We start from the raw sequence: 25,183 nt of genomic DNA on the forward strand, positions 1-25,183 counted from the left end.
TTTAAATATGATAATCTACGAGGGAACAATTGTAAGGACGAGCCGGTCCAGCTCGCCCTTAGCCTAGCTTAAAGATCAGTGAATTTTGGTAAACCCATTTCAGAAACAAGAACGATGGAATAGTGCGGAGGCAGGAACCAGCTGATGGCTTCTGCAATTCCTTGATGTTCTTTTTCTGAAGGATTTCCCAGTGATTCCAAAGAGAATGCCAAATCATAGTGCTTGCGGTCCTGGCTCATCACCAAAATGCGTGGGCGCATAACAGCCTGGTCACGCAGGAACTCTTTGATAATGTTACGAACGTATTGCGGAAGATAAGAAGGCGCTGGCTCGCCCGCGTGAAGACCTTGGCCTTTTTCCATTTCCACAACACCAACTGGGGCTTCATCAGCCGTGCGATAGAACAACCCAGTTTCTTTGAAGTGCCAAAGCATGCCGTAAGTGAACACGTAATCAGGATAATTTTTTTGCGGATTTACCGCCAAGCCCACACCTTTAAGTGCTGCCCATTGCATGATTTTGTTTGCAGGCTCTGTCGCATCCGGAGAAGTTTCTGCCAGCATGTACGGCCAACCATCCGGTCCCTGTTGAGGAGCATCAAGCATCAACTTTACTTTGCCGGAAGTGATCGCCATGAAGAAATCGATTTCCCATTGGTGATCACGTTGTTCATCATTAATTTTCACAAGTTCGTTCAAAGTCATAAATGCTCCAACAAGGACATCCTATTCCGGCTAAGCCGGAAGGCCTATAAATGAAAAAAGGCCAAACCCATAGGTTCAGCCTTTTTATTTCCCTTAAGAGTTAGGGTCAAGTCGGTATTAGTACTCTTCCACGATCACTAGAGAGCGGTAGCCCACTTTAGTTTGTGGCTTACCGTATTGATCAACCATTTGGCGACCTGTTTTAGTATCGATAACTGGCATTTGGCCTTTGTCAGCTCTAACAACGGCATCGTGGATGATGTTGATTTGACCAGACTTAACACGCACGCAACCAGAGGAAGCGCGTTGACCTAAAGCCGCTACACCGTTTGCTTCGCCACCAGAGATATCTGGAGGTACTTGGTGAACTGCCAAGCCACGAGCATCGTTAAAGAACATTGCGTATGGCATTTGGAATTTAGATTCACCGGAACGATAGTTATAGTCATAAACGCGTTTCACAGAATAGAAACCACGAGTTGTGTGTCTCCAGTGTGAATTACGAGAACCTTTGAAGATTCCGTTGATCACGCCTTTGAATTTACCGATGTATTCCACCTCTTCAGTTCCAGAAGAAATTGGCGTTGTCAGAACCAAGCGGCGATTTGTGTAAAGGCGAAGAGTTTGAGCGCCATTACCGCGAGCTTTTTTATTGATCACGATGATGTTCGTATAGTCGTTATAGTCAGTATCACCCGCCAAGTAAGCGTCTTCGAAAAACAATTGGCCCTTGGGAGCTTCATAAGCATCTTCAACCATCAAACGTTTTTCAGCTTCTTCACGTTTAGAAAGTTTCAACGGTGTTTCTTCCGGGAAGGACTGCGCGAATGCAGCTACAGAGAAAGTGGACGCCAAAAGCGCTGCCAACAACAATTTCATGATCACTCCTAACAAGTACGTTCTGGAACTTCGCACCCCTCGCGAATTCCGATGGAGTCAGATAACTTAGGAGACGAGGGAATGCATTAGTTTTCGAGAAATGAAGCATTCCTCCATACTTTGTAGACAGAAAATTATAAGTATTTAATCCAAGGACGGACACATGATGTGAGCGATTGGTTTATATAGGGCAGATTTTGGGCATAAAAAAACCGCCTTGTGGGCGGTAATTTTTCGATAGGCCAATCTTTTAGAAGATTGGTAGGGAGTACAGGATTCGAACCTGCGACATCCACCTTGTAAGGGTGGCGCTCTACCAACTGAGCTAACTCCCTATCGGTAAGAAGGACCTATGTTTATCTGCGTCCTTCGAACTTTGCAATATCTTTTTTAACTTTTTTAAAAATTCCCGTTAGTGCGACAGGCAAGTATCTTGCGTGAAGCGAAAACGCGAAGAAACCTTCGTCAGCTGCAAATGGGCGATATAATAAGCGCTCTTGTCGCCTAAATCACTCATCGACAATACCATCACGGAACCCGTGTATAGATTACCCATAACCGGTGGTTGAGGAGAATCTTCACGTTTAAATGATGTTAGCTTCAGACGGTACGTAGCACCACCACAGCTAGTCATTTGCGCAAACACGATGTTGTCTCTTTCGAAACCCGGGCCTTCGGCCAACACACGACGAGTTTCCCCATCGATTTGTCTGACCAGAAGCTGGCGACCACCGCTTGCTTGCTTCACAACTTTAAATGCGAAGTAAGATACATAGTTATCCTGTTCGACCTTCCACAAACCTTGGATATCATCCCAAGGGAATGGTTGCGCCAATGTCCAAGGCCATGGGACCGGACGATTGTCTCCAGTCGGCATGATGCTTCCTTCGTCGTAATCCCAAGCATGTGCGTGGTAAGACGAAGTCTGCGCATGACTTACACTGGAAAAGATCAACAGAGCTGCTAAAAAAATATGACGTAACATGAAAACCCCTACTAGTGCTCGAAATGTACTCGAGCAGCTTTATTCATGTAATAGCCGTTTTTGGCTCTAAAAATATATTTTGGTTTCTCGTAATCCGGTTCGATCAATTTACGAAGACGTTTGATCGTCACGTAAATCTTATTGTCATGGATCGCAGGATCATATGGCTGCTTCCAAACATTTTCGACCAGGAATTCCTTAGAATAGATTGTGCCTTGGTTCTGAACGAACAGACGCAATAGATCCAAAAGGATAAATTGATTTTTGAAATCGATACGACCCAATTTACGCTCAGTCACCGCATGGTTAACTTCGTCGAATACAAGGTCATAGCTGTGCTGAGAATCCGCGCCGATTTTCGAAGCGTAGAACTGAGCGATCTTAGCTAGGCGAACGTGATTTTCGGAGTCGATAGATTTTTGAGCCAACGCCAAATAAACGCGAGCCAAATCTTTATCGCCCATTTCGAAATACACATCACCCAATTGGATCATCAGGTAAGAAGCAGAAACCACATTACGAGTCTCTTTAAGAGCATCGTAGGCTTTCCACAATACCGTCACAGCTTCCTCGTGCTTTTTCATTTGCGCAAGGATGTTACCGTTCAAGATCAAAGATGAAATTTTCAAATCAGGAAGATTGTAAACCTGGAAGAACACCTCAAGGTTGTAGATCTCTTTCAAGGCGTCAGCATAACGTGCAACACCTGGAGCAGAGTAAACCATCGCAAGACCGAAGATGGCGTTGCAGATGTCCTCTTTGTTGTCAGAAGCAAGCGCGATCGCAAGCGCTTTTTGTACGTAATCCAAAGCCACTTCAGTTTGGCCTTTGTAAGACGCGCAGACAGCAAGAGTGTAGTAAGTTTTAGAGTTTAGTTCGAAGCCCTCATTCAAAACCAGGTCTTGGAGTTTTTCCTTAGTTTTGTTGATTTCTTCTGTTTGTTCGCGTTCGGCAAAAATACGCAACAACAAGTTTTGGCACTTGAGATATTGAGAGAAGTTCTTTTCAGCGAAATAGCCTTCACTAGCTTCGCGAAGGTGATCCGCTGCGGGACCGAACTCTCCACGATCGCTATAAAGCTTGCCGAGCTCATAGGTGCGATCGAATTGACTCATAAGAAATTAAAACTCCAAGTTTTTTTAAGAAAGGACAGGTTTTGTCAGATTGTCAGGATATCGTCAATGAAGGATGCGAGACGTTGCTCAAAAAGTAGGCATAGTGAGAATTGATTTCAGTAATGTAATCCTAAGCCCTTACCACAACTATGTTTACTCACCGCAACATGTGGGAATTATTTAGAATAATACGTGTCCATAATCGTCGGAAAGATGCTTCTTAACCTCTTGGATAAAGACTTTCACGTTAATGTTTTGTTTGTGACGGATCGGCGTTACCGCCCAAATGTCTTTTTTTCCTTCGTTAAAACTTTCCAAAACCGAAACCAGGCGCCCGCGTTTGATCTCCTCAAAAGCATAGGAACCCGGAAGACGAGCGATTCCCAAACCCGCCAGGGCAGCCTTTTGCATGACTCTGGGGTTATTGCTTTTGAAATTTCCTGAAATTGGAACCTGAAAACTTTTTCCCCGCTTTCTGAAACTCCACGAGCTGCGCTCGCCAATACAGTTGTGATGAATCAAGTCCTGAGGCTCTTTCAGGGGAGGAGCTGATGCCAGATAACTTTTGGAACAAACAATATATTCAAAACGAGAGGCAATTTTTTGCGCCATTAATGAAGAGTTCTCAAGGTGTCCGATACGAATCGCGACATCGAACTTTTCCTCAATTAAATCCACAATTCGCGAGGAGAAATTAAGTTCGACTTTCAAATCCGGATAGCGCTTGGCCATTTCAATCACCACAGGCGCAATATAGTCTTCACCGAAAATTCCAGCCAACGTCACTCGCAAGGTTCCACGAGGAGTGTCTGATAAATCCAAAATTTCCTGCTTTGCCGAATCCAGACTTCTTAAAGACTCGCGACATGTTTCTAGAAATCTTTCCCCGAGATGAGTCAGCTGCACTTTGCGAGTCGAACGAACAAATAGCGCGATTCCCAAGTCGGCCTCTAACTGGCGGATGTTTTTACTGATGTGGGATTTTGAAACGTTCAAAATCTCCGCCGCTTTGGAAAAGCTTCCCACATCGGCAACTTTGACAAACGAAATGATTCCTTGGAGCGACTTTATTGTTTCCATACAGAAACAGTATTGTTCCTTTTGTTGCCTAGTCAAGAAAGCGGTATCTCCTTATAATTCCTTCATTCAATACACCCAAGGAGTCAGTATGAAAGTCAAAGCCGCTGTTGCATGGAAAGCCGGAGCCCCTCTGTCTATTGAAGAGGTTGAGTTAGAAGCACCTAAAAAGGGTGAAGTATTAGTTAAGGTCGTGGCAACAGGAGTTTGTCACACGGACGCGTTCACGCTATCAGGAGCTGACCCAGAGGGTCTTTTCCCGGTGATCCTGGGTCACGAAGGTGGCGGTATAGTTGAAGCCGTTGGTGAAGGTGTCACGACTCTTAAAAAAGGTGATCACGTGATCCCGCTTTACACTCCTGAGTGCAGAGAATGTAAATTCTGTCTTTCTGGCAAAACTAATTTGTGCGTTCGCATTCGTGCGACCCAAGGTAAAGGCTTGATGCCGGATGGAACTTCTCGTTTTTCCAAAGACGGAAAAATGATTCATCACTATATGGGTTGTTCAACATTTGCTGAATACACCGTAGTTCCGGAAATCGCTTTGGCGAAAGTAAATCCCGCGGCTCCTTTGGAAAAGGTTTGCCTGCTTGGTTGCGGAGTAACAACAGGTATCGGTGCAGTTCTGAATACAGCTAAAGTTGAAAAAGGCGCAACCGTTGCCGTTTTCGGTTTGGGCGGTATAGGCCTTTCCGTTATTCAAGGGGCGAAAATGGCGGGAGCCTCCCGTATTATCGCGATCGACATCAACGATGCAAAAAGAGAAATGGCCGAAAAATTCGGTGCCACTGATTTCGTAAATCCCAACAAATTCGACAAACCAATTCAGCAAGTGATCGTGGAAATGACTGAGTGGGGCGTTGATTATTCGTTTGAGTGTGTTGGTAGCACGGCACTTATGCGTGCAGCTCTTGAGTGTGCCCACCGCGGCTGGGGTCAATCGATCATTATCGGCGTGGCGGGCGCAGGACAAGAGATCTCTACCCGTCCCTTCCAACTGGTGACGGGCCGTGTATGGAAAGGTTCTGCATTTGGTGGAGTAAAAGGCCGTACTGAACTTCCAGGATATGTTGATCAATACATGTCTGGTGCGATCAACATCGATGACATGGTGACTTTCGAAATGCCACTTGAAGATATCAACAAAGCCTTTGATTATATGCATGAAGGCAAAAGCATCCGTTCTGTTATCAAAATGTAGGAGAGGCCATGGAAGTAAAACTTCTAAAGTCACATAAGACATTCGAAGGTAAAACTCAATTTTGGGAACACGATTCCACATCGACGAAAACCAAAATGAAGTTTTCAACTTTCGTTCCTGGGGGATTGGTTAAGGGTTGTGTGATCTGGCTTTCGGGACTGACCTGCACCGACGAGAACTTTATCACCAAGGCGGGCGCGCAAAAGTATCTGGCAGAACACCAATTGATGGTGATCTGCCCGGATACCTCCCCGCGTGGACTGCAATTGCCGGGCGAGCACGAGTCTTATGATTTCGGCTCTGGAGCAAGCTTTTACGTGGATGCGAAAACCGAAGGATATGCAAATCACTATCGCATGTTCACTTATATTAGCGAAGAGCTATTTGATTTGATTCAGACACAATTTCAAATTCCGAAGAATAAAATCTCGATCATGGGTCATTCCATGGGTGGCCATGGAGCGCTGGTGATCGGTCTTCGTGAAAGTACAAAGTTTCAATCAATCTCGGCCTTTGCTCCGATTGTGAATCCAACACAATGCCCTTGGGGTGAAAAAGCTTTCACTGGCTATCTGGGCTCAGATAAATCCACTTGGAGCCAATATGATGCAACTGAATTGGTTCGCAGTGGTGCCAGACATGAAAACATCATTCTTATCGATCAGGGTTTGGCAGATGAGTTCTATGAAAAGGGTCAGTTGCTAACCCCGCAATTGGAAAAAGCCTGCTTGGAAGTGGGACAGAATATCGAAGTAAAATACAGAGGTGAGTATGATCACAGTTATTATTTCATCGCGACGTTTATTGAGAACCACATCAAGCACCACGCAAAGTTCTTAACGTAATGAAAATCAGGCTGTGCTTTTAGAGACTTAAAAGCACGGCTCCTGTTCCCACCACCAAGGCGCCAACAATTTGAATTCGGCTCAGTGATTCTTTTAAGAAAAATGAAAATAGAACCGCAAAAAAGATGGATGCGTTTCTAAGTGAAATTGCAAATCCCGGCACAGAAACTTTTAATCCGTAAAGAAATATCACGAACGACATATTAGCTGCGATTCCTGCAGCGATAGCTTTAACGCTTTCAGTGCGCACGACGTGTTTCACGCGACTCACTCGCTCCCCGGTGATCGCAAACCACAGAAATGGCCACGAGATGACCATCGCAACCGCAAAAAGACTTTTGGGTTCAGCCCCGTGATGCAATGCCTGGTGATAACTTAAATGGTATCCGCCAATGAACAGAGCGCAAACCCAGGCCCAGGGCACCTTCGCGAACCATCCAGAAGTTTCTCCATTTCTTTCGCCAAGGCTTGGAAAACTAAGCACCACAATTCCGCCCAACACGAAAACAGCACCCAAAGCTTGTAAAGCTGACGCTGTTTCGCCCATGAAGACTGTGGATATGATCCATACGAAAATCATCGCTCCGCCGCGCATGATAGAATACGCTTTACCCAGCTGACTTTGTTTTAAAGACCACGCAAGAGTTACAAAGTATGCACCCTCTGACAATCCGGAGAGTATTGCCCAACCCACTGGGTTTCCGGCCGAGAATTCATCTGGAAAGAGTATAAGAGAAATTGCAATGACCAGATTGCTGACAGTCATTGCAACAAATAGAAATGCTTCCTTATCCTTGGTGGTTTTCGCGATAGCGTTCCAGCTGGCATGAAGAAAAGCAGAAGTTAAAAGTAAAAGGGCACTTGAATTCATCGGTGCCCATCATACGAAGTAAGATTACTTACGAGAAGAAATTTGTTTATCCATCTGGATTTTCTTTTCTTCCAGACGTGCAAAAATCTGATCGACTTCACGCTCGAACTCTTTTGGGGGCTGCTGAAGTCCATTTAAGAAGGTACTCCAATGACGAGTAAGCCCCGCCATCGCGACTGTTTCTCGCAGCTGCTCTTCATTGGCTCCATGAAGTTTTGCAAACTCGGTATAAATGTAAACACAGTAAGGACATGACGCCTGGGCTGACACTGCCACGCTCAATAGATCAATAGTCGCCGGTGCTAAAGGGGCCTTGGAGTTCATGCTCAGCATTTTGTGTTCATTCCAGGCGCCCGCAATTCCCTTAGCCGCATAGGGTTTTACGAATGCAGGCGTAAAACCCAGAGTACTTTCCATGTCACGATAGGCACCATCCGCATCCCCTATCAAGGGAGTTGTCTCGTGCTCAACGACGGTTCCAGGTTTCTTGTTTTTAAGATTCGCGATCATTTTGTCGACGTCCATTTTAAATTTTGGAAATGCAATCGGAGAACCTTCCCAAAATGTCGCCCACTTGCGAGTGTCCGCCGCAATAGCGATAGCAAAATTTATTTCTTCAGGAGAGGCACCATTGAACTTGGCTGCACGCTTATGAAAGTAGATACAGTATGTGCAAGGAATCTGTGCAGCGACCGCCAACCCAATCAGCTCCTTGGTTTTCGGTGTCAGTGCCGTCGTGGGATTTAGCTGCACATCGCGAAATTCCTGCCACGCACCGGAAATCCCCTCTTGCGGAAACTCTTTTAGAAATGTTGGAACCATACCCATGGTATTTCGAATTTCATCGTAGGCTTTCTGAGCCTCCGGATTTTGCGCCACAACTTTTTCTGAAGGTCTTTGCGCCGCAAAGGCGACAAAAAAGAACAAAAGCGGTGCAAGCAAAGGCAAAAAGAACTTCATAGACTACTCCAGTGTGAATACCTAAATCCTATTCACACCAAAGCTATCCGTTGAGCCACCCCACAAAAAAACAAAGGGCCAGTCTTGCGACCAGCCCTCAGTAAATCTATTTTCGATTTTCTATTTTCGCAAAATGCCGCTTACCACGTTAGTGGTGAGCAACATTCTGTTGTCCTGTGTACTGAGCCTTGATACCAAACTCGCGTTCCTTTTGGATTTTGAAGATCTCTTTTGGATTTTTAACATCCAAAGCATTGATCAACACTTGATCCACATGGTCCACAAGGATGACTTTCAAGTCTTTCATCACTTCCTTAGGGATGTCCTTAAGATCTTTTTCATTCTCTTTAGGACAGATGATCATCTTGATGCCACCACGGTGAGCTGCCAGAGTTTTCTCTTTCAAACCACCGATCGCCATCACACGACCACGAAGGGAAACCTCACCCGTCATCGCAACTGTGCGTTTAACCGGGATCTTAGTGATTGCTGACACGATTGAAGTCGTCAATGCGATACCTGCTGAAGGACCGTCCTTAGGAACTGCGCCTTCTGGTAAATGGATGTGCACGTCGATGTTCGCGAAGTATTCTTTGTCCAAACCGAACAAAGGACCTCTTGAACGTACGTAGCTCATCGCTGCCGCACAAGATTCTTTCATCACGTCACCAAGTTGACCCGTCACCGTGAATTTACCTTTACCAGGTACGACACTTACTTCGACAGCCAACAAGTCACCGCCCACTTCTGTCCAAGCCATACCGTTGGTAAGACCGATTTCATTTTCAGCTTCGATTTGACCGAATTTGAATTTATGAGGTCCCAACAACTCAACCAGTTTTTGTGAAGTTACAACGTAACCTGCATTTTTACCGGTTTCAGCTTTCGTAGAAGTCTTAGCTCCCTTAGCACCTTTTTTAGCAGCAGCTGTTTTACCAGTCGCTTTCTTAGCAGTGCTTTCACCTTTAAAGTCATTCAAAGTTTCGTTCATCACGATATCTTTAGCGACTTTACGGCAAACGTTCGCAACTTGTCTTTCAAGGTTACGGACGCCCGCTTCACGAGTGTAGAAGCGGATGATGTCGCGGATAGCTTCATCTTTAACCGTAACTTTGTGATCTTTCAGACCATGGTTTTCCAATTGTTTTGGAACCAGATAGTTTTTCGCGATGTGGAATTTCTCCTGCTCGATATAACCTTCAAGCTGGATGATTTCCATACGATCCAACAATGGACGTGGGATTGTATGAAGGCTGTTCGCCGTCGCGATAAACATTACTTTTGAAAGATCGTATTCAACTTCAAGATAGTGATCTTGGAACGTAGAGTTTTGCTCTGGATCCAAAACTTCAAGCATTGCTGCTGAAGGGTCACCTCTGAAATCGTTCGCCATTTTGTCGATTTCATCCAGAAGAACCAGTGGATTGCCTTTATCAACCTTGCGCAAAGCTTGGATGATTTTACCTGGCATCGCACCTACGTACGTTTTTCTGTGACCGCGGATCTCTGCTTCGTCTCTCACGCCACCCAAAGAGATACGTGCGAAAGAACGATTCAAAGATTCAGCGATTGATTTCGCCAACGATGTTTTACCTACGCCCGGAGGACCTGCAAGGCACAAGATAGGGCCCTTCATGTCTTTCGAAATCGAAAGAACTGCCAGGTACTCAAGGATACGGTCTTTAACTTTTTCAAGTCCGAAGTGCTCGTCATCCAAAATGCGCTGAGCATTTTTGATGTCATGTTTCTCTTCGGAATAATCCTGCCATGGAAGTGACAAGATCCAGTCGATGTAGTTACGAACAACTGTCGCTTCAGCTGACATCGGTGACATAAGCTTCAATTTCTTGATCTCTTTCATCACTTTGTCTTTAGCTTCTTGAGACATTTTCTTGTTCTTACATTTGATCTCTAGATCTTGAAGCTCAGCTTGGTAGTCGTCTTTCTCGCCAAGTTCTTTTTGAATAGCCTGCATTTGCTCATTCAAATAGTACTCTTTCTGAGAGCGCTCCATTTGCTTCTTCACGCGAGTGCGGATTTTTTTCTCCACTTCAAGGATTTCGATCTCGCCCGTCATCAAGTTCAACAAATGTTCCAAACGCTTGCTGGCATCGATGATCTCAAGAACTGCCTGCTTGTCTTCAAGCTTCAAGTTCAATTGAGCCACGATAATGTCAGCCAACTCACCCGGGTTCTCGATAGTCGAAACTCTCATCAAGATTTCAGGTGGAATGCGTTTGTTCAATTTCACGTACGTTTCGAAAGTTGTTTTCACAGAGCGAACAAGCGCTTGTGCTTCAACTACGTTCGTACCATCTTCGTCCAGGGACTCCACAGCCACCATGAAGAAGTTGTCGTTGTTTACGAAATTCTTAATCTTTACGCGACGTTTACCTTCAACCAAAACCTTCACAGTTCCGTCCGGCAAGCGAAGCAACTGAATGATCGTACCTACGGTACCAATCGCAAAGATGTCCTTGGGTTCGGGATTGTTCGTTTTAGCGTCCTTTTGTGCCGCCAAAACGATATCTGTTTGTTTGGCCATCGCTTCTTCTAGAGCGTTGATACTCTTTTCGCGACCTACAAACAAAGGCATCATCATATGTGGAAAAATGATGAGGTCTCTTAGGGGCAAAAGCGGTAGTTGTGTTACTTTTCCCTCGCTCATATCCTCTCCCTCCCTTGGGTTAACGAGCTTCTTGCACTATTAGAACAAGAGGATCTTCATTCAGGTTAATTAATCCGTTAAAAACCTTAGCGAATCCTTCACTTATTTTAACTATGGTAACGATTGCTGGGAAGTAAATATGTGAGACTGAAATATAAGTCTGGCCCCTTACAGTTTTTGGCCTGTCAGATACCTGCTTATCTTTTAAGCATATCGTATAAAAAGCTGACCCGAAAATTTATCTAAATATCGAGCAGAATTGAGATTCTTTCCTAATTGTAATACCCCCGAAGCAGATTTTAATCCCCTTTTTAAGCGACTTGATCGATAAGTGCTATGTGACACGCGAACAATCCAAATGGGCTCATACCAACTCACTGAGCCTCAAGTTGCTTATAGCGACTTGGGCAGTCAGTTCTTTCGCCACGTTAGTTTTAACGGCGGGCCAGCTTATTTTGGATTATCAGAAAGACTTCGACAAGCTGCAGAATAACTTCTCCATCATCAAGAACTCCTACTTGGATTCCATGGCCGAACACTTATGGTCTTACGACACTCGCCTTTTGGAAATCCAACTGGATGGTTTAAGTCGTTTGCAAGGCGTGAGCTATCTGAAACTGGTTGCAGATAATAAAACGATCTATGAAACCGGCGTCACGGACCCAGCCGAGGAAAGCCACCGCAGCTTCGAGATTTTGCATAAAAATACCAACGAAGTTTTAGGAACACTAGACGTCGAATTGGATGTCAGAAATCTGCGCGAAAAGTACTTCCACGAGGCCATTTGGATTTTCATCCGACAAGCTGCCAAAACCATGATTGTGGTTTTCTGTTTGTACTTTATCTTTAATCGCATTGTGGTTGTGCATATCAAACGTATCGTCGAGCATTTAACGTCTGATGAGCGCACCCGTGGAGAACTACGCCTGAACCGCCCACACAGCGAGGTTAAGGACGAACTTGATATCCTGGTCGATTCCATCAACAAGTTTAAGATTGAACTTCTGGAAGCCAATCAGCAGCTGGAACAGCTGAATCAGGCCCTTGAACACAAGGTCATGAATCGTACCCGCGAACTTACGACGAAAAATCAAAGCTTGGAAAAAGCCATGTTGCAGATCAAGCGTATGCAAGCCACCTTGGTGGCTCAAGAAAAACTGGCATCCCTGGGTAGCTTGACAGCCTCTGTGGCGCATGAGATCCGCAATCCACTGAACTTCGTTTTGAACTTCAGTGAACTTTTAAGTGAGTCTGAAGACACCGAAGAAATTAGAGAAATCAGTCGTGTTATTCTTAAGCACAGCCAGCGTATCGATCAGATTGTTCGCTCCATGCAGATCCTATCTGGTTACGATAGCGACATCTTAGAGGCGACTGATGTAAATGAAGTTGTAAAAAAATCTTATCAGCTAACTATTGCCAATCGTGCATTAGGTTCTGCTTACATCCCGCCCAAGGTGAATTATCGCCTGGCTGACTCTGTGCAAGCACAAACATACTCGGCTTCACTAAGCAGAGCTCTGTCAAACATCATCGATAATTCGATTCATGCTCTTGAGAAAAAAGTTTTAACTGAGAAGAACTTTGACCCTGAATTGACAATCTCCACTGCAGTTCGCGGGGACAATGTGGAAATTTCTATTCGTGACAATGGCATCGGCATTCCATCAATTTTGGGAGAAAAGGTATTTGATCCTTTCCTAACTACCAAAGCACCTGGAGAAGGAGCTGGACTTGGGTTGACTGTCGCATTTAACATTGCCCAAAAGCATGGCGGCACATTAAAGTACTCGAGTGAGTTCGGTCAGTGGACTGAATTCGTAATGTCGTTGCCAATGGTACACGAAAGAATTCATGCATGATTCATATTGTGGTCGTCGATGATGAAGCAGACACACATCTGCTTTATAAATTGAAATTCAAAAAATTTTTCGCTGCCTTGGGTGGCGTGAAATTGGTTTCATTTTTAAGTGCCATCGATTGCCTCAACTATCTTCGCGTTGCAGATACTCCCAAAGTTGACCTAATTATGTCTGATATCAACATGCCAGAGATGGACGGATTTGAACTTCTTCAGGAAGTCCGCAAAATGCATCCGAATATGTTGTTTTATGTGGTTAGTGCCTACGAATCTTCTGAATTCCGCAGCCGTGCTGAGCAACTTGGTGCGCAACGCTTCTTAAGCAAACCCGTCGATTTCCACGCACTTGGCGAAGCTCTTAAAATCGATCTCAATCTTTCTTTGTAATCCAACGTAAATTGCTTTTAACTTTGATCCTGAGGAAATTAGTTTCGTATAACTACGAAATCACGGAGGGATTCCTATGAAAAAGTTAGTTTTAACAGCGTTTTTGCTGATCACGGGAAGTGTTCCAGCGTTCGCATCACCAATCACTGCAGACAATATCGTGGGCCGCTATAATGTCGAAGCATCCTATATGTTTCAAAAGGCTTACTTGAAATTCCGCGTTCTAAATAGCCAGGAATTCGAAATCCAACGTTACTATAAAGACGGCCATGCTGATCCGACTTGCCAAGGCACGTTCGTCGTCACAAACAGCTTTTATTATGATCACACAGGCACCCTGAGCTCGGGTGGACGTTACTTTAAAGGCGTTTTCACTTGTCCTGACGACCGCTCCAAGAAAATCGATTTCAACATCGACTACAAAGGTACTCAGGTTGAGGAGCTGCCAAGAGGCGTGAACGTGACGGCGACCACGTCAATGGTGCCAGGCGCGAAACTAAAAGCCTACGTCATCAAGCTTCCTTAAGGTTTAAAAACAGACTCAAAAAAAGAAAAAACCCAGAGATCAAATCTCTGGGTTTTTTTATACAGCGCATCCCCGAAAGGTACGGCGTACCTTCTAAGCGGAACTTTTCTTAGCTTCTGCTTCTGCTTCAGCTTTCATTTCCTCTTCGGTTTTGTAAACCAACATTGGCTGGCCGCCATCGTTGATCACGTTTTCATCGATGATCACTTCTTTCACGTTATTTTTAGATGGGATGTCGTACATGATGTCGAGCATCGCCGTCTCAAGCACTCCACGCAGACCGCGGGCACCTGTTTTACGTTTCAAAGCCATTTGTGCCACTGCACGAAGTGCTTTATCAGTGAACTTCAATTCAACGCCCTCGAAAGAGAACAATTTTTGGTATTGCTTAGTGATCGCGTTTTTAGGGCGAACCAAGATATCCATCAATGCGTCCTCGTCCAATTGACCAAGAACCGCGATCGCCGGAAGACGACCGATGAACTCTGGGATCAAACCGAACTTAGACAAGTCATCCGGTTCCACTTTCGCAAGTAGATCTGCAGATGCCGCTTCTTTGGCCGTGCGGATTTCCGCAGCGATACCAAGAGTTTTATTTGTCGTTCTGTTTTCGATGATTTTATCCAAACCAACGAATGCACCACCCACGATGAAAAGAATGTTCGTTGTATCCACTTGGATGAATTCCTGTTGTGGATGCTTACGACCACCTTTCGGAGGCAGATTTGCGACAGTACCTTCCAGGATTTTTAGAAGTGCTTGTTGCACACCCTCACCCGATACGTCACGAGTGATGGATGGGTTTTCAGACTTACGGGAAATCTTGTCGATCTCGTCCACGTAGATAACGCCTTTTTGTGCTTTTTCCACGTCGTAGTCAGAAGATTGAAGAAGGTTTAGGACAACGTTTTCAACGTCTTCACCCACGTAACCCGCTTCAGTCAATGTCGTCGCATCCGCCATAGCGAATGGAACGTTAAGGATTTTTGCAATTGTTTGCGCCAACAATGTCTTACCGGAACCCGTTGGACCGATCAAAAGGATGTTGGATTTTTGCATTTCAACTTCTGCAGATTTTTTACCACCAGACATCGCGTTGACACGCTTGTAGTGATTGTGAACTGCTACTGCCAAAGTTTTCTTGGCTTGAGTTTGGCCAATGACGTAATCATCAAGGTAAGTTTTGATATCAGCTGGTTTAGGGACTTTGAAAGTGCCCTTAACTGCTGTCTCTTTCTCTTTTTCCTCGTCGATGATGTCATTACAAAGGTCAATACACTCGTCGCAGATATACACGCCAGGACCAGCAATAAGTTTTTTAACTTCTTTTTGGCCTTTACCGCAGAAACTACATCTCAATGTGCCGTTGGTGTCTTTAGTCGTCATCGCTGATTACCCTTTTTTCGCCTTACGAGATTCTACTACGTGGTCAAGCAAACCGAACTCTTTAGCCTGGTAAGGGTCCATGAAGTTGTCCCTTTCCATTTGTGCTCTCAAGAATTCATAATCACGGCCCGTGTGAGTTTCATAAATTCGAGTCAATTTTTCTTTGGTTTTCAAAAGCTCTTTAGCATGGATTTCGATATCCGTAACCTGACCAGACAAGCCACCACCAGAAAGAAGTGGTTGATGGATCATGATACGAGTATTGGGAAGGCTATAACGCATACCTTTAGTTCCCGCTGTCAAAAGCAAAGAACCCATGGATGCTGCCATACCCATGCAATATGTCGCCACATCGCACTTCACAAACTGCATCATGTCGTAAATCGCCATCCCGGCAGACACGCTGCCCCCTGGGGAGTTGATATACAAGTGAATTGGTTTCTCTGGATTATCAGATTCCAGGAATAGGAATTGCGCGATAAGAGCATTAGCTACTTCATCCGTAACCGCTGTACCAAGGATGATAATACGGTCCTTAAGAAGGCGGGAGTAAATATCGTATGATCTTTCGCCTTTGGAAGTTTGCTCGATGACGTAAGGAATTAGTGCCACTGGTGTCTCCTAATAGTTGTCTGTACCCTTCGGCCGTGCCGAAGTAGCTGAGGTCTTATGCTGTGCTACCTATCGGAATACTCCAGCAAGACTTTATGAAAAAGCCTTTGACCCCCCGGAGTGCTATGTTACATCTAACAAAGCCCGAATTACACAATCATTTTAAGAGGTTTACTATGGCTTTTAACTTACTGAACAAAGATATTGATACTTTGACTTGCCCGGCTTTGGTCGTGTTTTCAAAGTCTTCTTCACAAAAAGACAAGCTTGCAAAAGTGACTCATAATGAGCTGAACAAACAGCTTGTCGATTCAATCAATGAAAAAACGATTACTGGGAAACATCAGGAAGCGATTACTTTCCGTGAATTCAATATCTCTGGCTACCGTCATCTTATTGTTGTCGGTCTTGGTAAAGAAAACGAAATCACTCACGAGTCTGTTCGCCAATCCGTAGCTTCTGCACTTGAAGCGATCAAAGCTTTGAACGTGAAAGAAGCGGCTTTGCATTTTGACGGCATCACTGCTGGTAAAAAAGACGCAGCTGATTTCGCAAAAGCTGTTGCTGAAGGCTTGGTTCTGACTTCTTACGTATTCGACGAATTGAAATCTTCAACTAAAGCTAAAAAAGCTGAAGATGAACTGAACGTTCACGTTGTTACTAAATTGGCGTCTGACAAAGCTGTTAAAGCGGCTTTCAACGAAGGCGCAGTTTTGGGTAACGTGGTTAACTTCTCTCGTCGCCTTGGTGATATGCCAGGCAACTTGATGACGCCAACAATCCTTGCTGACTCTGCAGTGGCAGCAGCTAAAGGTATCGCGAACTTGAAAGTAACAGTTTGGGATAAAGCTCGTATTAAAAAAGAAAAAATGGGCGGCCTCTTGGGTGTTGCTGCTGGTTCTGATCAAGAGCCTCGCTTCATCATCATGGAATACAAAGGTGCTGCTGCTTCTAAAAAACCAGTTTGCTTCGTAGGTAAAGGTCTTACTTTTGACTGCGGTGGTATCTCTATTAAGCCAGGCGCAGGCATGGAAGAAATGAAATACGACATGTGCGGTGGTGCAAACGTCATCGGTACTTTGCTGGCAATCGCTCAATTGAAATTGAAAGTAAACGCAGTTGGTTTGGTAGCTTCTACTGAAAACTTGATCAACGGTTCTGCAACTAAGCCAGGTGATGTTCACACAGCTCGTAACGGTAAAACGTTCGAAGTGAACAACACAGATGCTGAAGGTCGTTTGATCCTTGCAGACGCTTTGTCTTACGCAACTGAGTTGGCTCCACAAGTTATCTGTGATGCTGCAACTTTGACTGGTGCGATGGTTATCGCTTTGGGTAACACACACACTGGTTACTTCACTCGTAACTCTGCTTTGAAAACTAAAATTGAAAAAGCAGCCGTTCAATCTGGTGAGTGGGTTTGGAACATGCCTCTGACAGATTACCACGTGAAAGACATGAAAGGCGTTTACGCTGATCTTTCTAACATCTCTTCTGGCAAAGGTGCTGGCTCTGCAACTGCGGCTGCATTCCTTGAGCAATTTGTTGGCGAAGGTATCCCTTGGGCTCACTTCGACATTGCGGGTACTGGTTGGGCTGTTGGAAATCGTCTTCCATACGCTCCTAAAAAAGGTGCCTCTGGCGCGATGATCCGCACATTCGTTGAAGTTGCTAAACAATACGTTTAGTTCTTTCTGACTAGAATGAATCCGAAGGCCTTGGGGAGACCCGAGGCCTTTTGTTTTTTGTCATCTGGCCTTCGACTTTTGTGGCGGCAAAACCATAATATTCGTATGAAAAGTCGCTTCTATTTTGCCATTCTATTCTTGGCATTTTTAATGTGTTCGTGTGCGACTTTGCCAAAAGACGTGCAGCGCAGTCCCAGCAGCACTTTAGATCCCGATCCAACCACAACTCTTTCAAAACGCGTAAAAGAAAAACTTCAAGGCCAGCACAATCTCTCCGGCTTTCATCCCCTATTCTCCGGTGAAGATGCCTTTGTTGCCAGAATAGCATCCATACGCGCCGCGGAGCGGTCGTTGGATATGCAGTACTACATCTGGAATAACGATCTTACCGGAAACATCATGACTGCTGAAACTATGAAGGCAGCCGATCGGGGCGTGCGCGTGCGCATCCTGCTGGATGATTTGAATCTTGGCCAGTACGAGAAAGCCTTACGGATCATGTCCTCGCATCCCAATATACAAGTGCGCATGGTAAACCCATTCGCCAATCGCAGCTTTCAGATTTTCGATATCACTCGTTTAAGTGAGGTGAATCGCCGGATGCACAATAAAGTTTTTATTGCCGACAGCGAAGTCGCGATCGTGGGTGGTCGCAATATCGGGAACGAATACTTTTGGGCAAGTGACGGAATTAACTTCGGGGATCTTGATTTGTGGGCAATTGGGCCCGTCGTATCAGGACTGTCCAAGGAATTCGATGCCTATTGGAACAGCGAAATTTCCTATCCGATTTCTTCGCTGACAGCCTCTCAGACTGTCAGCGACGGCGATCTAAAAGAGTTTCGGGAAAAACTAAACGATGCCTACGAAAAAGCTTTAGACACCCCTTATACCAAGGGCCTTCGCAACGACAAACTGCTTGCGGATTTTGCCGCTGGAAATATTGAAAAATATTGGGGTGACGCCCATGTGCTATACGACTCCCCTGCAAAATTTAAAGAAGAGCCCAAAGATCAGGTGGACAATCTTCAATCACAACTTCAACCCTATATGAACGGCGCCAAAGAGGAAATCATGATGATCTCTCCTTACTTTGTCCCCGGCGATCAGGGCGTAAATAAACTTTCTGAAAAAGTTAAAAAGGGGGTCCACGTCACCGTACTTACAAACTCACTGGCATCAAGTGATGTTAGCAGTGTCTTTGCCGGTTATAAGGGATATCGAAAAGATTTGATTCGAAGCGGAGTAGAACTTTATGAACTGCGCCCTCGCTTTCACAAAGATCTGGTAAAACAAAAAAAATCCCTGGGTTCAAGCGGCTCTCATGCCGGTCTTCACGGAAAAACTTTGGTGTTTGATCGAAAGTATATTTTCGTGGGGTCGATGAACTTGGATCCCCGCTCGGTGCATATAAATACAGAAATGGGAGTGGTTGTTGAAAGTGCCGAAATGGCAGGTAAGTTTTCCGCTCGATTTAAAGAAAATCTCCCTGAAATTGCGTATGAACTTAGTTTAGATATCGATGGCGATCTGCAATGGACCACGTTCGATGACGGACAAAAAAATACCTTCACTTCTGAACCAGAATCCAGCTGGTGGCAAAGAGTGAAGGCATCATTTATGTCGCTTTTTATTCCTGAAAGTTATCTTTAGAACGTCACTACAATCGGATGACCCAAGTAACGAGCCACTTCATTGCTTTGGATAACCAAGTCAGAGTTATTCAGGTTCTTCATGCGAACTGATTTTAGCAACCAAGTTTTCGGCCAGTGATCTGGAAGATTTGCAAAACGAACAACGGTGCCGGCACCTTCGTTGAATTGGAATTCCCCATCTGCTGGTCTTTCTCCTAAAATTTTTGCGATTGGTAGCCAAAGAGGATTAATTTTCGCCATGTCTTTTGAATATTCACAGGTGCCTTCAACTTCCATTGATGGTTTATCACCAGAAACGGAAACGCCTTCTGCTTCGAATACCAGACTTACTTTAGAGAATTCCTGGCAAGCAAGTTTTCTTTGGCCGTTTTGATCAACGAAAACAAAATGACCTAAGGAAAAGCCAGAACCCTCTGGAGTTTTCTTTAGTTCAAAGCCCGTTACTAAACGTTGCTTTACGGCATCTTGAAGTTTGTCGCCAGAAAGATGAGAAAAATCAAAGCCGGTTCTTACTGCGGCTGGATCACGATCGATGTAAGTACTTGCGGTGTTATAGTGAACAACAGAATAGCCCACGCCAAAGCAAACAAATAAAAGCCCGAAGACTCCCACAAATTTCTGCATATAGTTTTCCTCTTATATGCAGAATAGCATGGGCTTTCGCGGAACTCGCTGTTTCTGTAGGCAGTCCGGCCTATCGTCTAGGGCCCTAGTACGAAATGATCAAACTTTGCACGGGAACGGTCTGGCTCCCAATCTGCATATAGCGCACTTGCGGGTCCAGAGTCATTTGCGGTACGGGAGCGTTTTTGCGTGAACGGTAAGCGGCTTGTATAACTTGAACTTCGCGGCCCTTGGATTGAAGGCTTAAGTTTACTTGGCTCGTATCTTTAGCATTCACCGCAAAGTTAATCACACCTTTATTGGAAACTGCCGATGCGACCTTCTGGCCATTCAAATATATCCCAACAGTATCACCATCACCAGCCGTGGTAAGGGCACTAATATAGCGACCACCTGTATAGTCCGTCGGATTAGAAGAAAACCCTTCGGCCGTGGATTGCCCGACATCGATGATAGTAAGGGAAACGGCGATAGAGCCCGAAGTAGAAGCCGCGCTGGCATTTGAAGAGGCCACTAAAAGTGCCAATACTGACAAACTTACAGTCCAAAACTGCTTAGAGATATTCATCGGGGCTCCTTATCTGGATTTGCAATCGCAGACTTAGGAGCAATAGGTGTTCCCGACTCAGATGTGTTTATTTGAAGTTAGATGGAACATCCCCTGTCTAAAGCTATGACAGGGGACAAAAACGGGAGTTTTACTTATAGCCTTTGAATTCAGCCTTTAGTTCGCGGGCTTCATGGGCAATAGCCAAAAGGCCCAATTTCGCAGTCCAACCATAGACGTTTTCTTGCGGGCAACCTGGCGTATTGATCGCCAAATCAGAGACACAAAGACGCTTATAAACTGCACCGGGGCTGTTTAAACTTTCCGTAGAACTTTTCTCGGAGTGAGTTCTTAAAAAACCACCCGCCAATTCAGAGCCGATCATGTAAATTACGGGCTCTGCACTCGCACCGTCAGATTCAACGATCGAAGGAATGCCTTCTTGAATGATCACTTCCTCAACATCACGGCCGCCTTTGGCAGCTTTCATTTTTTTACGGGATTTATAGCTCCACTCTTTTACTTCTGCCCCAGAACCGACTCGAATAACTGCGAGTCCATAAGTACCCGCATTGTTTTTTACGAATACAAACGGCTCTTGAGTGATTCCGCGTTTTTGGTATTCTGTTTTCAGGTGCGCGAGCATGGCATCCACACGAGCAGCTAATGCGGCCCGACTGTTTTCATCACCAATATCAAAATGCTCGAACAATTCCGTTTCAACGGTCATCAGGAATGGATCGATTTTTGCGATCGCACTGAATTCTTCGACAAGCTGATTGTAGTATTTGAAGTATGTGCTTTTTTTACGTTGATACCAACCCAGCTCACGCGGCGGGTTCATCGGAAATTCAGTAACTGTCTTTGCCCACTCTTCATAAGCTTCAGAGAAATCGTTATTGCTGATAATCAAATCTGGCTTAAACTCTTTCATCAGGCTTCCGCTCATCAAAGCAGAATGAACAGTAATTTCATTTCCAGCAGAGCTGGTAATTTGCATGGGCTGTTCAAGTTCACGAGGAATCGCCACTTTCACTTCAATGCTGGAGGCTTCGATAAGTGATTTAATCGTGAAGACATTTTCCCAATAGAACGCGTTGTTCGTATGCTCTTCCGTAACCAGCAGGATTTTTTTAATTTTTTCGCCATAGTGCTCGATGATGTATTTGTTCATCAAACTAACGGAAGTCTCTTTATCCGTTGGGCAGATGTTGTTAAAGCCGGCCGGAAAAATATTCGCATCCACGTTTGAAATCTTGTAACCGGAGTCACGGATATCATAGCTGGAATAAATCGGATGTTGGAATTCATTGGACTTGGCTTTGAACCAAGAACAGATTTCCTGCATGTTGGCGAGTGTTTGTTTGTGAAGGGTAAGCTTCGCCATTAATTCTCCTTAAAATCTCAACTACAAATTTGGATCGACGCCTTCAGCAGCTTTTGGAGCTGCCTTTTTTTTAGGAAGCGATTGTATAGAAGAACTTTCTTCTCCCGGCAACAACGCATCCGCTTTTGTGCGACCTGATCTTTTGATGCTGTTAAGTTTCTTAGACTCCTCCGTCAGACCCATGGATTCATGGCCCTGATACAGAAGTCTCTCTGTTTTAGTACGTACTTCGTTCGTTAATGTGAAAAACTCAATCTGGTAACTGTTTTGAGTTTGTCCAGATACGGGTTTATATAATTCTGCACGATCAATCAATCCAATCAACGCCCCACCCAAGTGGGCCTGTTGACTCGGGTTTTGCTTTACCGCTTCAACCTGCAGATACAATTCACTGTATGTTGTTTTAAGTTGTTTGAGGGCCTTAGGAGACCAGCGGCTGTCATTCAACTCCATAGTTTTCAGCAGATAGACTTGGACAAACTTTTGCGAGGCCACGAAGGAATCAAAGTTTTCTGGCGAAAGCTGATTGGTTGTAACGCTGCCCATCTGGTAATAGGTTTTTGCGAGCCAATCTTTTTCAAGCTTACTTAAATCGGATTCAGCGCGAATTTTCGCAATGCCTTTTTCCGCCTCATTCAGATATTGAACAGCTTCTTTTTCACGACCCATGCGGCTGTATGCCGCCGCTAAACGCGCTGGAATTTCCGCATGCCCCACAGTTAACGGCAAAGTGTTGCGCAAACTTTGAGCATCCAAAAGATCTGCGACTGTTTTTTGATCATCACCTAAAGCTTCATCACAAAAAGACATGCGATATAAAGCCATCGCTGCGATATCGGGCTGAAGATTTCGCGTCTTTAAAACGACATCACGATAAATTGCCGCGGCCTCCACCCACTTGCCCTGACCTTCCAAGGCTTGGGCCTGACCAATACGGGATGCCTGGAAAAAGTTCGAACGCGGATACGTTTCTTGAAATGTTTGATACTGTTTTTGAGCTTGGACATAACTGCCTGCGGTCAGATTATCTTGGGCAGAATTTAGATCGCGTTCTTCGATCAAGCGCTGATTTTGCAAAGACTGATCGCCACGATTCATCTGAATAAAGCTGCAGCCCGCAAGAAACGAAAAACACAACAGGCTGATCACTTTTTTCATTTGGATTTCTCCTCCTCAGTAATGAGGGCGCTAATTTCTTCCAAGCCTGAAAGATCAGAAACATCTTTGACCAAATCAGGAATCCGCAGAACACGTGCTTCTATCGACATCTTTTTTTCAAATTGGCGATAGATCGCATCCCTATGATTGTAATAGGTCTTCATTTGCATGTACAAGTCCGCGAGCCCTTGCTCTGCTGTTCCACCTTCATAACCTACCCGGAGGTCCAGCCAGTGGGGAAACACACGGTTCAAAATTACTGTGTCCAGATTGTATCCACCCTTACGAATCTCGCGGGAAAAGTATTCGGCTTCTTTAAGCTTCGCCTGATCAAAACTTGTGACCAAAAAGAATTTGGTCGTCGGCGCGACCAACATGCGCTGAACTTCCGTTGTTCGCTGCAAAAGTTTACCCTGCCATTGCTCGATATTGATAAAGAAGTCACCCAATTCACGAATGAACTGCGAGCCCGTCAAAGTTTCTAAAACTTTTAATACCTGACGGGTTCCTGCTTGAATCAAATGACCCAAGATACCGGATTTTTTACCCTCGGGATCGCGGAACCATTTCGCCACGCCTTCACTAAATAGTGCCGAAAGCTTTTGAGGTGCTTTCAGGAAATCCAAAGCGTGCTTCGTCGGTGGAGTATCCAGAATAATCAAATCAAACTTGCCGGACTCATAGACCGAATAGAGTTTTTCCAACGAAGTGAATTCTTGGGAGCCACTAAGGTTTGTGGAAAGTTGTTTGTAAAGACTGTTGTCGAAAATGCGACGAACGGCTTCTGATTTTTGCGCGGCTCTTTCGACGAAATCATCAAAGGTTTTTTTGTGATCGATAACCGAAGCCCACAATTCTCCTTTGAAGTTTTGACCGGGAACTTTCGTCAAATCGTTAGTGCCTTCAATGCCCAAAGTTTGCGCCAAGCGCTTGGCCGGATCGATGGTCAGAACTAAAACTTTCAGACCCTGCTTAGCCGCCAGAACCCCAACCGAAGCGGCAACCGTGGTTTTACCCACTCCCCCACTGCCGACACAGACTAAGACTTTGGTGTTTTTTAAAAAGTCATGGCTCATGGAAGTTTCTCCACAGCTTTTTCAACAAGCGTCCACGGATTTGTTTCAAAAAATAAGGGGACTTTCAGAATTTTTTTAAATTTTGTTTTCGCTTGATCCATCATTTGCGACTGACGATCCAGTTGTTGTTCCAGATACTGTGCAAATAAACCCAAATCCGACGTCGTGAGTGATTCTGCATTTTGCAAAGAAGCACGCGGAATGTTCACGTCTAAAACTTTATTCATCACCAGTGTTGGCTCGACAGAAAATTCTTTCTGCAGCATTTCAGCAAGCTCGGTCGATTCCTTCAGCGGCAATTCTTCCGGAAGCGAAACAATGTGATATTTTGAAACTTCAGGGTCCGTCAGCACACGAATGATGCTGCGACTTTGCTCGCCCATGGGACCAATTTGTACAGCTTGCGCCATTCCCGCGGGCGCTTCCATCAAAGCCTTAAAATGTCCCGTTGCAAAAGCGTCGACCACGACACAATCAAAAGGCATCGGTGGACCATATTTACGGGGACCCGACGTGATTTTTCCCAGCATCGCAAGTTCAGGCAGTCCCGGAGCGATATTGATAAATGCCCTCATAACGGCATTATCAAAGAAAAGTTTGGCCAGGCTTTCCACTTTCACCAGGTATTGGGCGTACTCACGCAAGCAGCTTTCCCCGGTCCATAGCGCCAGGGAGAGATTCGGCTTTATTAACTGAGGATGAAAGGTGACATCTGCTAACTCAAAGAAATCCTTGAAGAAGCTTTGATCTCCAAGTTCTACCAGGAGGACTTTTTTCCCCTGACGGCTGAGTTTTAGTGCGAGAGCGGCAGCCACAACGGACTTCCCTACGCCCCCTTTTCCAGTCACAAAATGAATCTCTTGCTTCATAGATGCTTAAAGTGTCTCTGAGCTTGGAAATATAGGCATTACGCAAAGCATTATGGGGTGCCTTCAGAGAGGGCATAACCTAGTATCCGACGGTTTTAAACG

23 protein-coding genes and 1 tRNA gene are annotated in these 25,183 nt (G+C 45.0%); 7 read left to right on the forward strand and 17 right to left on the reverse strand.

The window, feature by feature from the left end:
- Positions 1 to 68 precede the first annotated feature (68 nt).
- The 6 genes from HW988_RS18165 to HW988_RS18190 form a co-directional block, all read right to left on the reverse strand.
- Positions 69 to 704 carry a hypothetical protein gene (locus HW988_RS18165; protein WP_181605542.1) on the reverse strand — a complete coding sequence of 212 codons (636 nt, stop codon included), beginning with the start codon at positions 702 to 704 and terminating at the stop codon, positions 69 to 71.
- Positions 705 to 821: 117 nt separating this feature from the next.
- Positions 822 to 1,583, reverse strand: a complete 762-nt coding sequence (locus tag HW988_RS18170; protein ID WP_181605543.1) for a L,D-transpeptidase — start codon at positions 1,581 to 1,583, stop codon at positions 822 to 824.
- Between the two features lie 259 nt (positions 1,584 to 1,842).
- Positions 1,843 to 1,918 (reverse strand) — tRNA-Val (locus HW988_RS18175).
- A gap of 77 nt (positions 1,919 to 1,995) precedes the next feature.
- On the reverse strand, positions 1,996 to 2,568 hold the full coding sequence (locus tag HW988_RS18180) for a hypothetical protein (protein ID WP_142701875.1): 573 nt from the start codon (positions 2,566 to 2,568) through the stop codon (positions 1,996 to 1,998).
- A gap of 11 nt (positions 2,569 to 2,579) precedes the next feature.
- Positions 2,580 to 3,683, reverse strand: a complete 1,104-nt coding sequence (locus HW988_RS18185) for a winged helix-turn-helix domain-containing protein (protein WP_142701876.1) — start codon at positions 3,681 to 3,683, stop codon at positions 2,580 to 2,582.
- Positions 3,684 to 3,863: 180 nt separating this feature from the next.
- A complete protein-coding gene (locus HW988_RS18190) occupies positions 3,864 to 4,763 on the reverse strand; it encodes a LysR family transcriptional regulator (protein ID WP_181605544.1) in 900 nt (299 codons plus the stop codon).
- 88 nt (positions 4,764 to 4,851) lie between these two features.
- Between HW988_RS18190 and HW988_RS18195 the strand changes: the two genes are divergently transcribed.
- Positions 4,852 to 5,961, forward strand: a complete 1,110-nt coding sequence (locus tag HW988_RS18195) for an S-(hydroxymethyl)glutathione dehydrogenase/class III alcohol dehydrogenase (protein ID WP_181605545.1) — start codon at positions 4,852 to 4,854, stop codon at positions 5,959 to 5,961.
- Positions 5,962 to 5,969: 8 nt separating this feature from the next.
- Positions 5,970 to 6,806, forward strand: a complete 837-nt coding sequence (gene fghA / locus HW988_RS18200; RefSeq protein ID WP_181605546.1) for an S-formylglutathione hydrolase — start codon at positions 5,970 to 5,972, stop codon at positions 6,804 to 6,806.
- Between the two features lie 19 nt (positions 6,807 to 6,825).
- Here the strand turns inward: fghA and HW988_RS18205 are convergent, their stop codons facing one another.
- The 3 genes from HW988_RS18205 to lon form a co-directional block, all read right to left on the reverse strand.
- Positions 6,826 to 7,677, reverse strand: a complete 852-nt coding sequence (locus tag HW988_RS18205) for a DMT family transporter (protein WP_181605547.1) — start codon at positions 7,675 to 7,677, stop codon at positions 6,826 to 6,828.
- Positions 7,678 to 7,701: 24 nt separating this feature from the next.
- On the reverse strand, positions 7,702 to 8,637 hold the full coding sequence (locus HW988_RS18210; protein WP_181605548.1) for a carboxymuconolactone decarboxylase family protein: 936 nt from the start codon (positions 8,635 to 8,637) through the stop codon (positions 7,702 to 7,704).
- A gap of 148 nt (positions 8,638 to 8,785) precedes the next feature.
- Positions 8,786 to 11,305, reverse strand: coding sequence for an endopeptidase La (lon, locus tag HW988_RS18215; protein ID WP_142701882.1), 2,520 nt, complete (start codon positions 11,303 to 11,305; stop codon positions 8,786 to 8,788).
- Between the two features lie 338 nt (positions 11,306 to 11,643).
- Here lon and HW988_RS18220 point away from each other — a divergent pair, with 338 nt between their 5' ends.
- The 3 genes from HW988_RS18220 (at position 11,644) to HW988_RS18230 (ending at position 14,079) form a co-directional block, all read left to right on the forward strand.
- A complete protein-coding gene (locus HW988_RS18220; protein WP_255490109.1) occupies positions 11,644 to 13,167 on the forward strand; it encodes an ATP-binding protein in 1,524 nt (507 codons plus the stop codon).
- Entirely contained in the window at positions 13,164 to 13,553 is a 390-nt protein-coding gene (locus HW988_RS18225; RefSeq protein WP_181605549.1) for a response regulator, read from the forward strand. The genes HW988_RS18220 and HW988_RS18225 overlap by 4 nt, the downstream gene beginning before the upstream one ends.
- 76 nt (positions 13,554 to 13,629) lie before the next feature.
- Positions 13,630 to 14,079, forward strand: coding sequence for a hypothetical protein (locus HW988_RS18230; RefSeq protein ID WP_181605550.1), 450 nt, complete (start codon positions 13,630 to 13,632; stop codon positions 14,077 to 14,079).
- Positions 14,080 to 14,172: 93 nt separating this feature from the next.
- On the opposite strand, the gene clpX is transcribed toward HW988_RS18230, so the two are convergent.
- Both clpX and HW988_RS18240 read right to left on the reverse strand, forming a co-directional pair.
- Positions 14,173 to 15,465, reverse strand: coding sequence for an ATP-dependent Clp protease ATP-binding subunit ClpX (clpX, locus tag HW988_RS18235; protein ID WP_181605551.1), 1,293 nt, complete (start codon positions 15,463 to 15,465; stop codon positions 14,173 to 14,175).
- 6 nt (positions 15,466 to 15,471) lie between these two features.
- Positions 15,472 to 16,077 (reverse strand): ATP-dependent Clp protease proteolytic subunit, encoded by a 606-nt coding sequence (locus tag HW988_RS18240; protein ID WP_181605552.1) that lies wholly within the window; start codon positions 16,075 to 16,077, stop codon positions 15,472 to 15,474.
- Positions 16,078 to 16,253: 176 nt separating this feature from the next.
- On the opposite strand from HW988_RS18240, the gene HW988_RS18245 reads away from it, so the two are divergent.
- Together HW988_RS18245 and HW988_RS18250 are read left to right on the forward strand one after the other, a co-directional pair.
- Positions 16,254 to 17,765, forward strand: coding sequence for a leucyl aminopeptidase (locus tag HW988_RS18245; protein WP_181605553.1), 1,512 nt, complete (start codon positions 16,254 to 16,256; stop codon positions 17,763 to 17,765).
- A gap of 105 nt (positions 17,766 to 17,870) precedes the next feature.
- Positions 17,871 to 19,418 (forward strand): phospholipase D family protein, encoded by a 1,548-nt coding sequence (locus HW988_RS18250; RefSeq protein WP_255490111.1) that lies wholly within the window; start codon positions 17,871 to 17,873, stop codon positions 19,416 to 19,418.
- Here HW988_RS18250 and HW988_RS18255 read toward each other — a convergent pair.
- The 6 genes from HW988_RS18255 to HW988_RS18280 form a co-directional block, all read right to left on the reverse strand.
- A complete protein-coding gene (locus HW988_RS18255; RefSeq protein WP_142701889.1) occupies positions 19,415 to 20,044 on the reverse strand; it encodes a hypothetical protein in 630 nt (209 codons plus the stop codon). The two genes, HW988_RS18250 and HW988_RS18255, sit on opposite strands and share 4 nt — an antisense overlap.
- A gap of 85 nt (positions 20,045 to 20,129) precedes the next feature.
- Entirely contained in the window at positions 20,130 to 20,612 is a 483-nt protein-coding gene (locus HW988_RS18260; RefSeq protein WP_181605554.1) for a hypothetical protein, read from the reverse strand.
- A gap of 130 nt (positions 20,613 to 20,742) precedes the next feature.
- Complete coding sequence (gene gshA / locus HW988_RS18265; RefSeq protein WP_181605555.1) at positions 20,743 to 21,978, reverse strand: glutamate--cysteine ligase; 1,236 nt, start codon at positions 21,976 to 21,978, stop codon at positions 20,743 to 20,745.
- Positions 21,979 to 21,999: 21 nt separating this feature from the next.
- A complete protein-coding gene (locus HW988_RS18270) occupies positions 22,000 to 23,136 on the reverse strand; it encodes a hypothetical protein (RefSeq protein ID WP_181605556.1) in 1,137 nt (378 codons plus the stop codon).
- Complete coding sequence (locus HW988_RS18275) at positions 23,133 to 24,212, reverse strand: ArsA-related P-loop ATPase (RefSeq protein WP_181605557.1); 1,080 nt, start codon at positions 24,210 to 24,212, stop codon at positions 23,133 to 23,135. Before HW988_RS18275 ends, HW988_RS18270 begins: the two co-directional genes overlap by 4 nt.
- Complete coding sequence (locus HW988_RS18280; RefSeq protein ID WP_181605558.1) at positions 24,209 to 25,081, reverse strand: ArsA-related P-loop ATPase; 873 nt, start codon at positions 25,079 to 25,081, stop codon at positions 24,209 to 24,211. Before HW988_RS18280 ends, HW988_RS18275 begins: the two co-directional genes overlap by 4 nt.
- Positions 25,082 to 25,183: the final 102 nt, after the last annotated feature.

It is taken from the genome of Bdellovibrio sp. KM01, from assembly GCF_013752535.1.
In the GTDB taxonomy this organism is placed as follows: domain Bacteria; phylum Bdellovibrionota; class Bdellovibrionia; order Bdellovibrionales; family Bdellovibrionaceae; genus Bdellovibrio.

Bases quoted from the DNA above. Each gene is read 5' to 3' on its own strand.
- HW988_RS18180 (WP_142701875.1), bottom strand. From the start codon at position 2,568: ATGTTACGTCATATTTTTTTAGCAGCTCTGTTGATCTTTTCCAGTGTA.
- clpX (WP_181605551.1), bottom strand. From the start codon at position 15,465: ATGACGACTAAAGACACCAACGGCACATTGAGATGTAGTTTCTGCGGT.
- HW988_RS18195 (WP_181605545.1), top strand. From the start codon at position 4,852: ATGAAAGTCAAAGCCGCTGTTGCATGGAAAGCCGGAGCCCCTCTGTCT.
- fghA (WP_181605546.1), top strand. From the start codon at position 5,970: ATGGAAGTAAAACTTCTAAAGTCACATAAGACATTCGAAGGTAAAACT.
- HW988_RS18280 (WP_181605558.1), bottom strand. From the start codon at position 25,081: ATGAAGCAAGAGATTCATTTTGTGACTGGAAAAGGGGGCGTAGGGAAG.
- HW988_RS18170 (WP_181605543.1), bottom strand. From the start codon at position 1,583: ATGAAATTGTTGTTGGCAGCGCTTTTGGCGTCCACTTTCTCTGTAGCT.
- HW988_RS18210 (WP_181605548.1), bottom strand. From the start codon at position 8,637: ATGAAGTTCTTTTTGCCTTTGCTTGCACCGCTTTTGTTCTTTTTTGTC.
- HW988_RS18250 (WP_255490111.1), top strand. From the start codon at position 17,871: ATGAAAAGTCGCTTCTATTTTGCCATTCTATTCTTGGCATTTTTAATG.
- HW988_RS18230 (WP_181605550.1), top strand. From the start codon at position 13,630: ATGAAAAAGTTAGTTTTAACAGCGTTTTTGCTGATCACGGGAAGTGTT.
- lon (WP_142701882.1), bottom strand. From the start codon at position 11,305: ATGAGCGAGGGAAAAGTAACACAACTACCGCTTTTGCCCCTAAGAGAC.
- HW988_RS18225 (WP_181605549.1), top strand. From the start codon at position 13,164: ATGATTCATATTGTGGTCGTCGATGATGAAGCAGACACACATCTGCTT.
- HW988_RS18260 (WP_181605554.1), bottom strand. From the start codon at position 20,612: ATGAATATCTCTAAGCAGTTTTGGACTGTAAGTTTGTCAGTATTGGCA.
- HW988_RS18270 (WP_181605556.1), bottom strand. From the start codon at position 23,136: ATGAAAAAAGTGATCAGCCTGTTGTGTTTTTCGTTTCTTGCGGGCTGC.
- HW988_RS18245 (WP_181605553.1), top strand. From the start codon at position 16,254: ATGGCTTTTAACTTACTGAACAAAGATATTGATACTTTGACTTGCCCG.
- HW988_RS18165 (WP_181605542.1), bottom strand. From the start codon at position 704: ATGACTTTGAACGAACTTGTGAAAATTAATGATGAACAACGTGATCAC.
- HW988_RS18255 (WP_142701889.1), bottom strand. From the start codon at position 20,044: ATGCAGAAATTTGTGGGAGTCTTCGGGCTTTTATTTGTTTGCTTTGGC.
- HW988_RS18205 (WP_181605547.1), bottom strand. From the start codon at position 7,677: ATGAATTCAAGTGCCCTTTTACTTTTAACTTCTGCTTTTCTTCATGCC.
- HW988_RS18185 (WP_142701876.1), bottom strand. From the start codon at position 3,683: ATGAGTCAATTCGATCGCACCTATGAGCTCGGCAAGCTTTATAGCGAT.
- gshA (WP_181605555.1), bottom strand. From the start codon at position 21,978: ATGGCGAAGCTTACCCTTCACAAACAAACACTCGCCAACATGCAGGAA.
- HW988_RS18190 (WP_181605544.1), bottom strand. From the start codon at position 4,763: ATGGAAACAATAAAGTCGCTCCAAGGAATCATTTCGTTTGTCAAAGTT.
- HW988_RS18275 (WP_181605557.1), bottom strand. From the start codon at position 24,212: ATGAGCCATGACTTTTTAAAAAACACCAAAGTCTTAGTCTGTGTCGGC.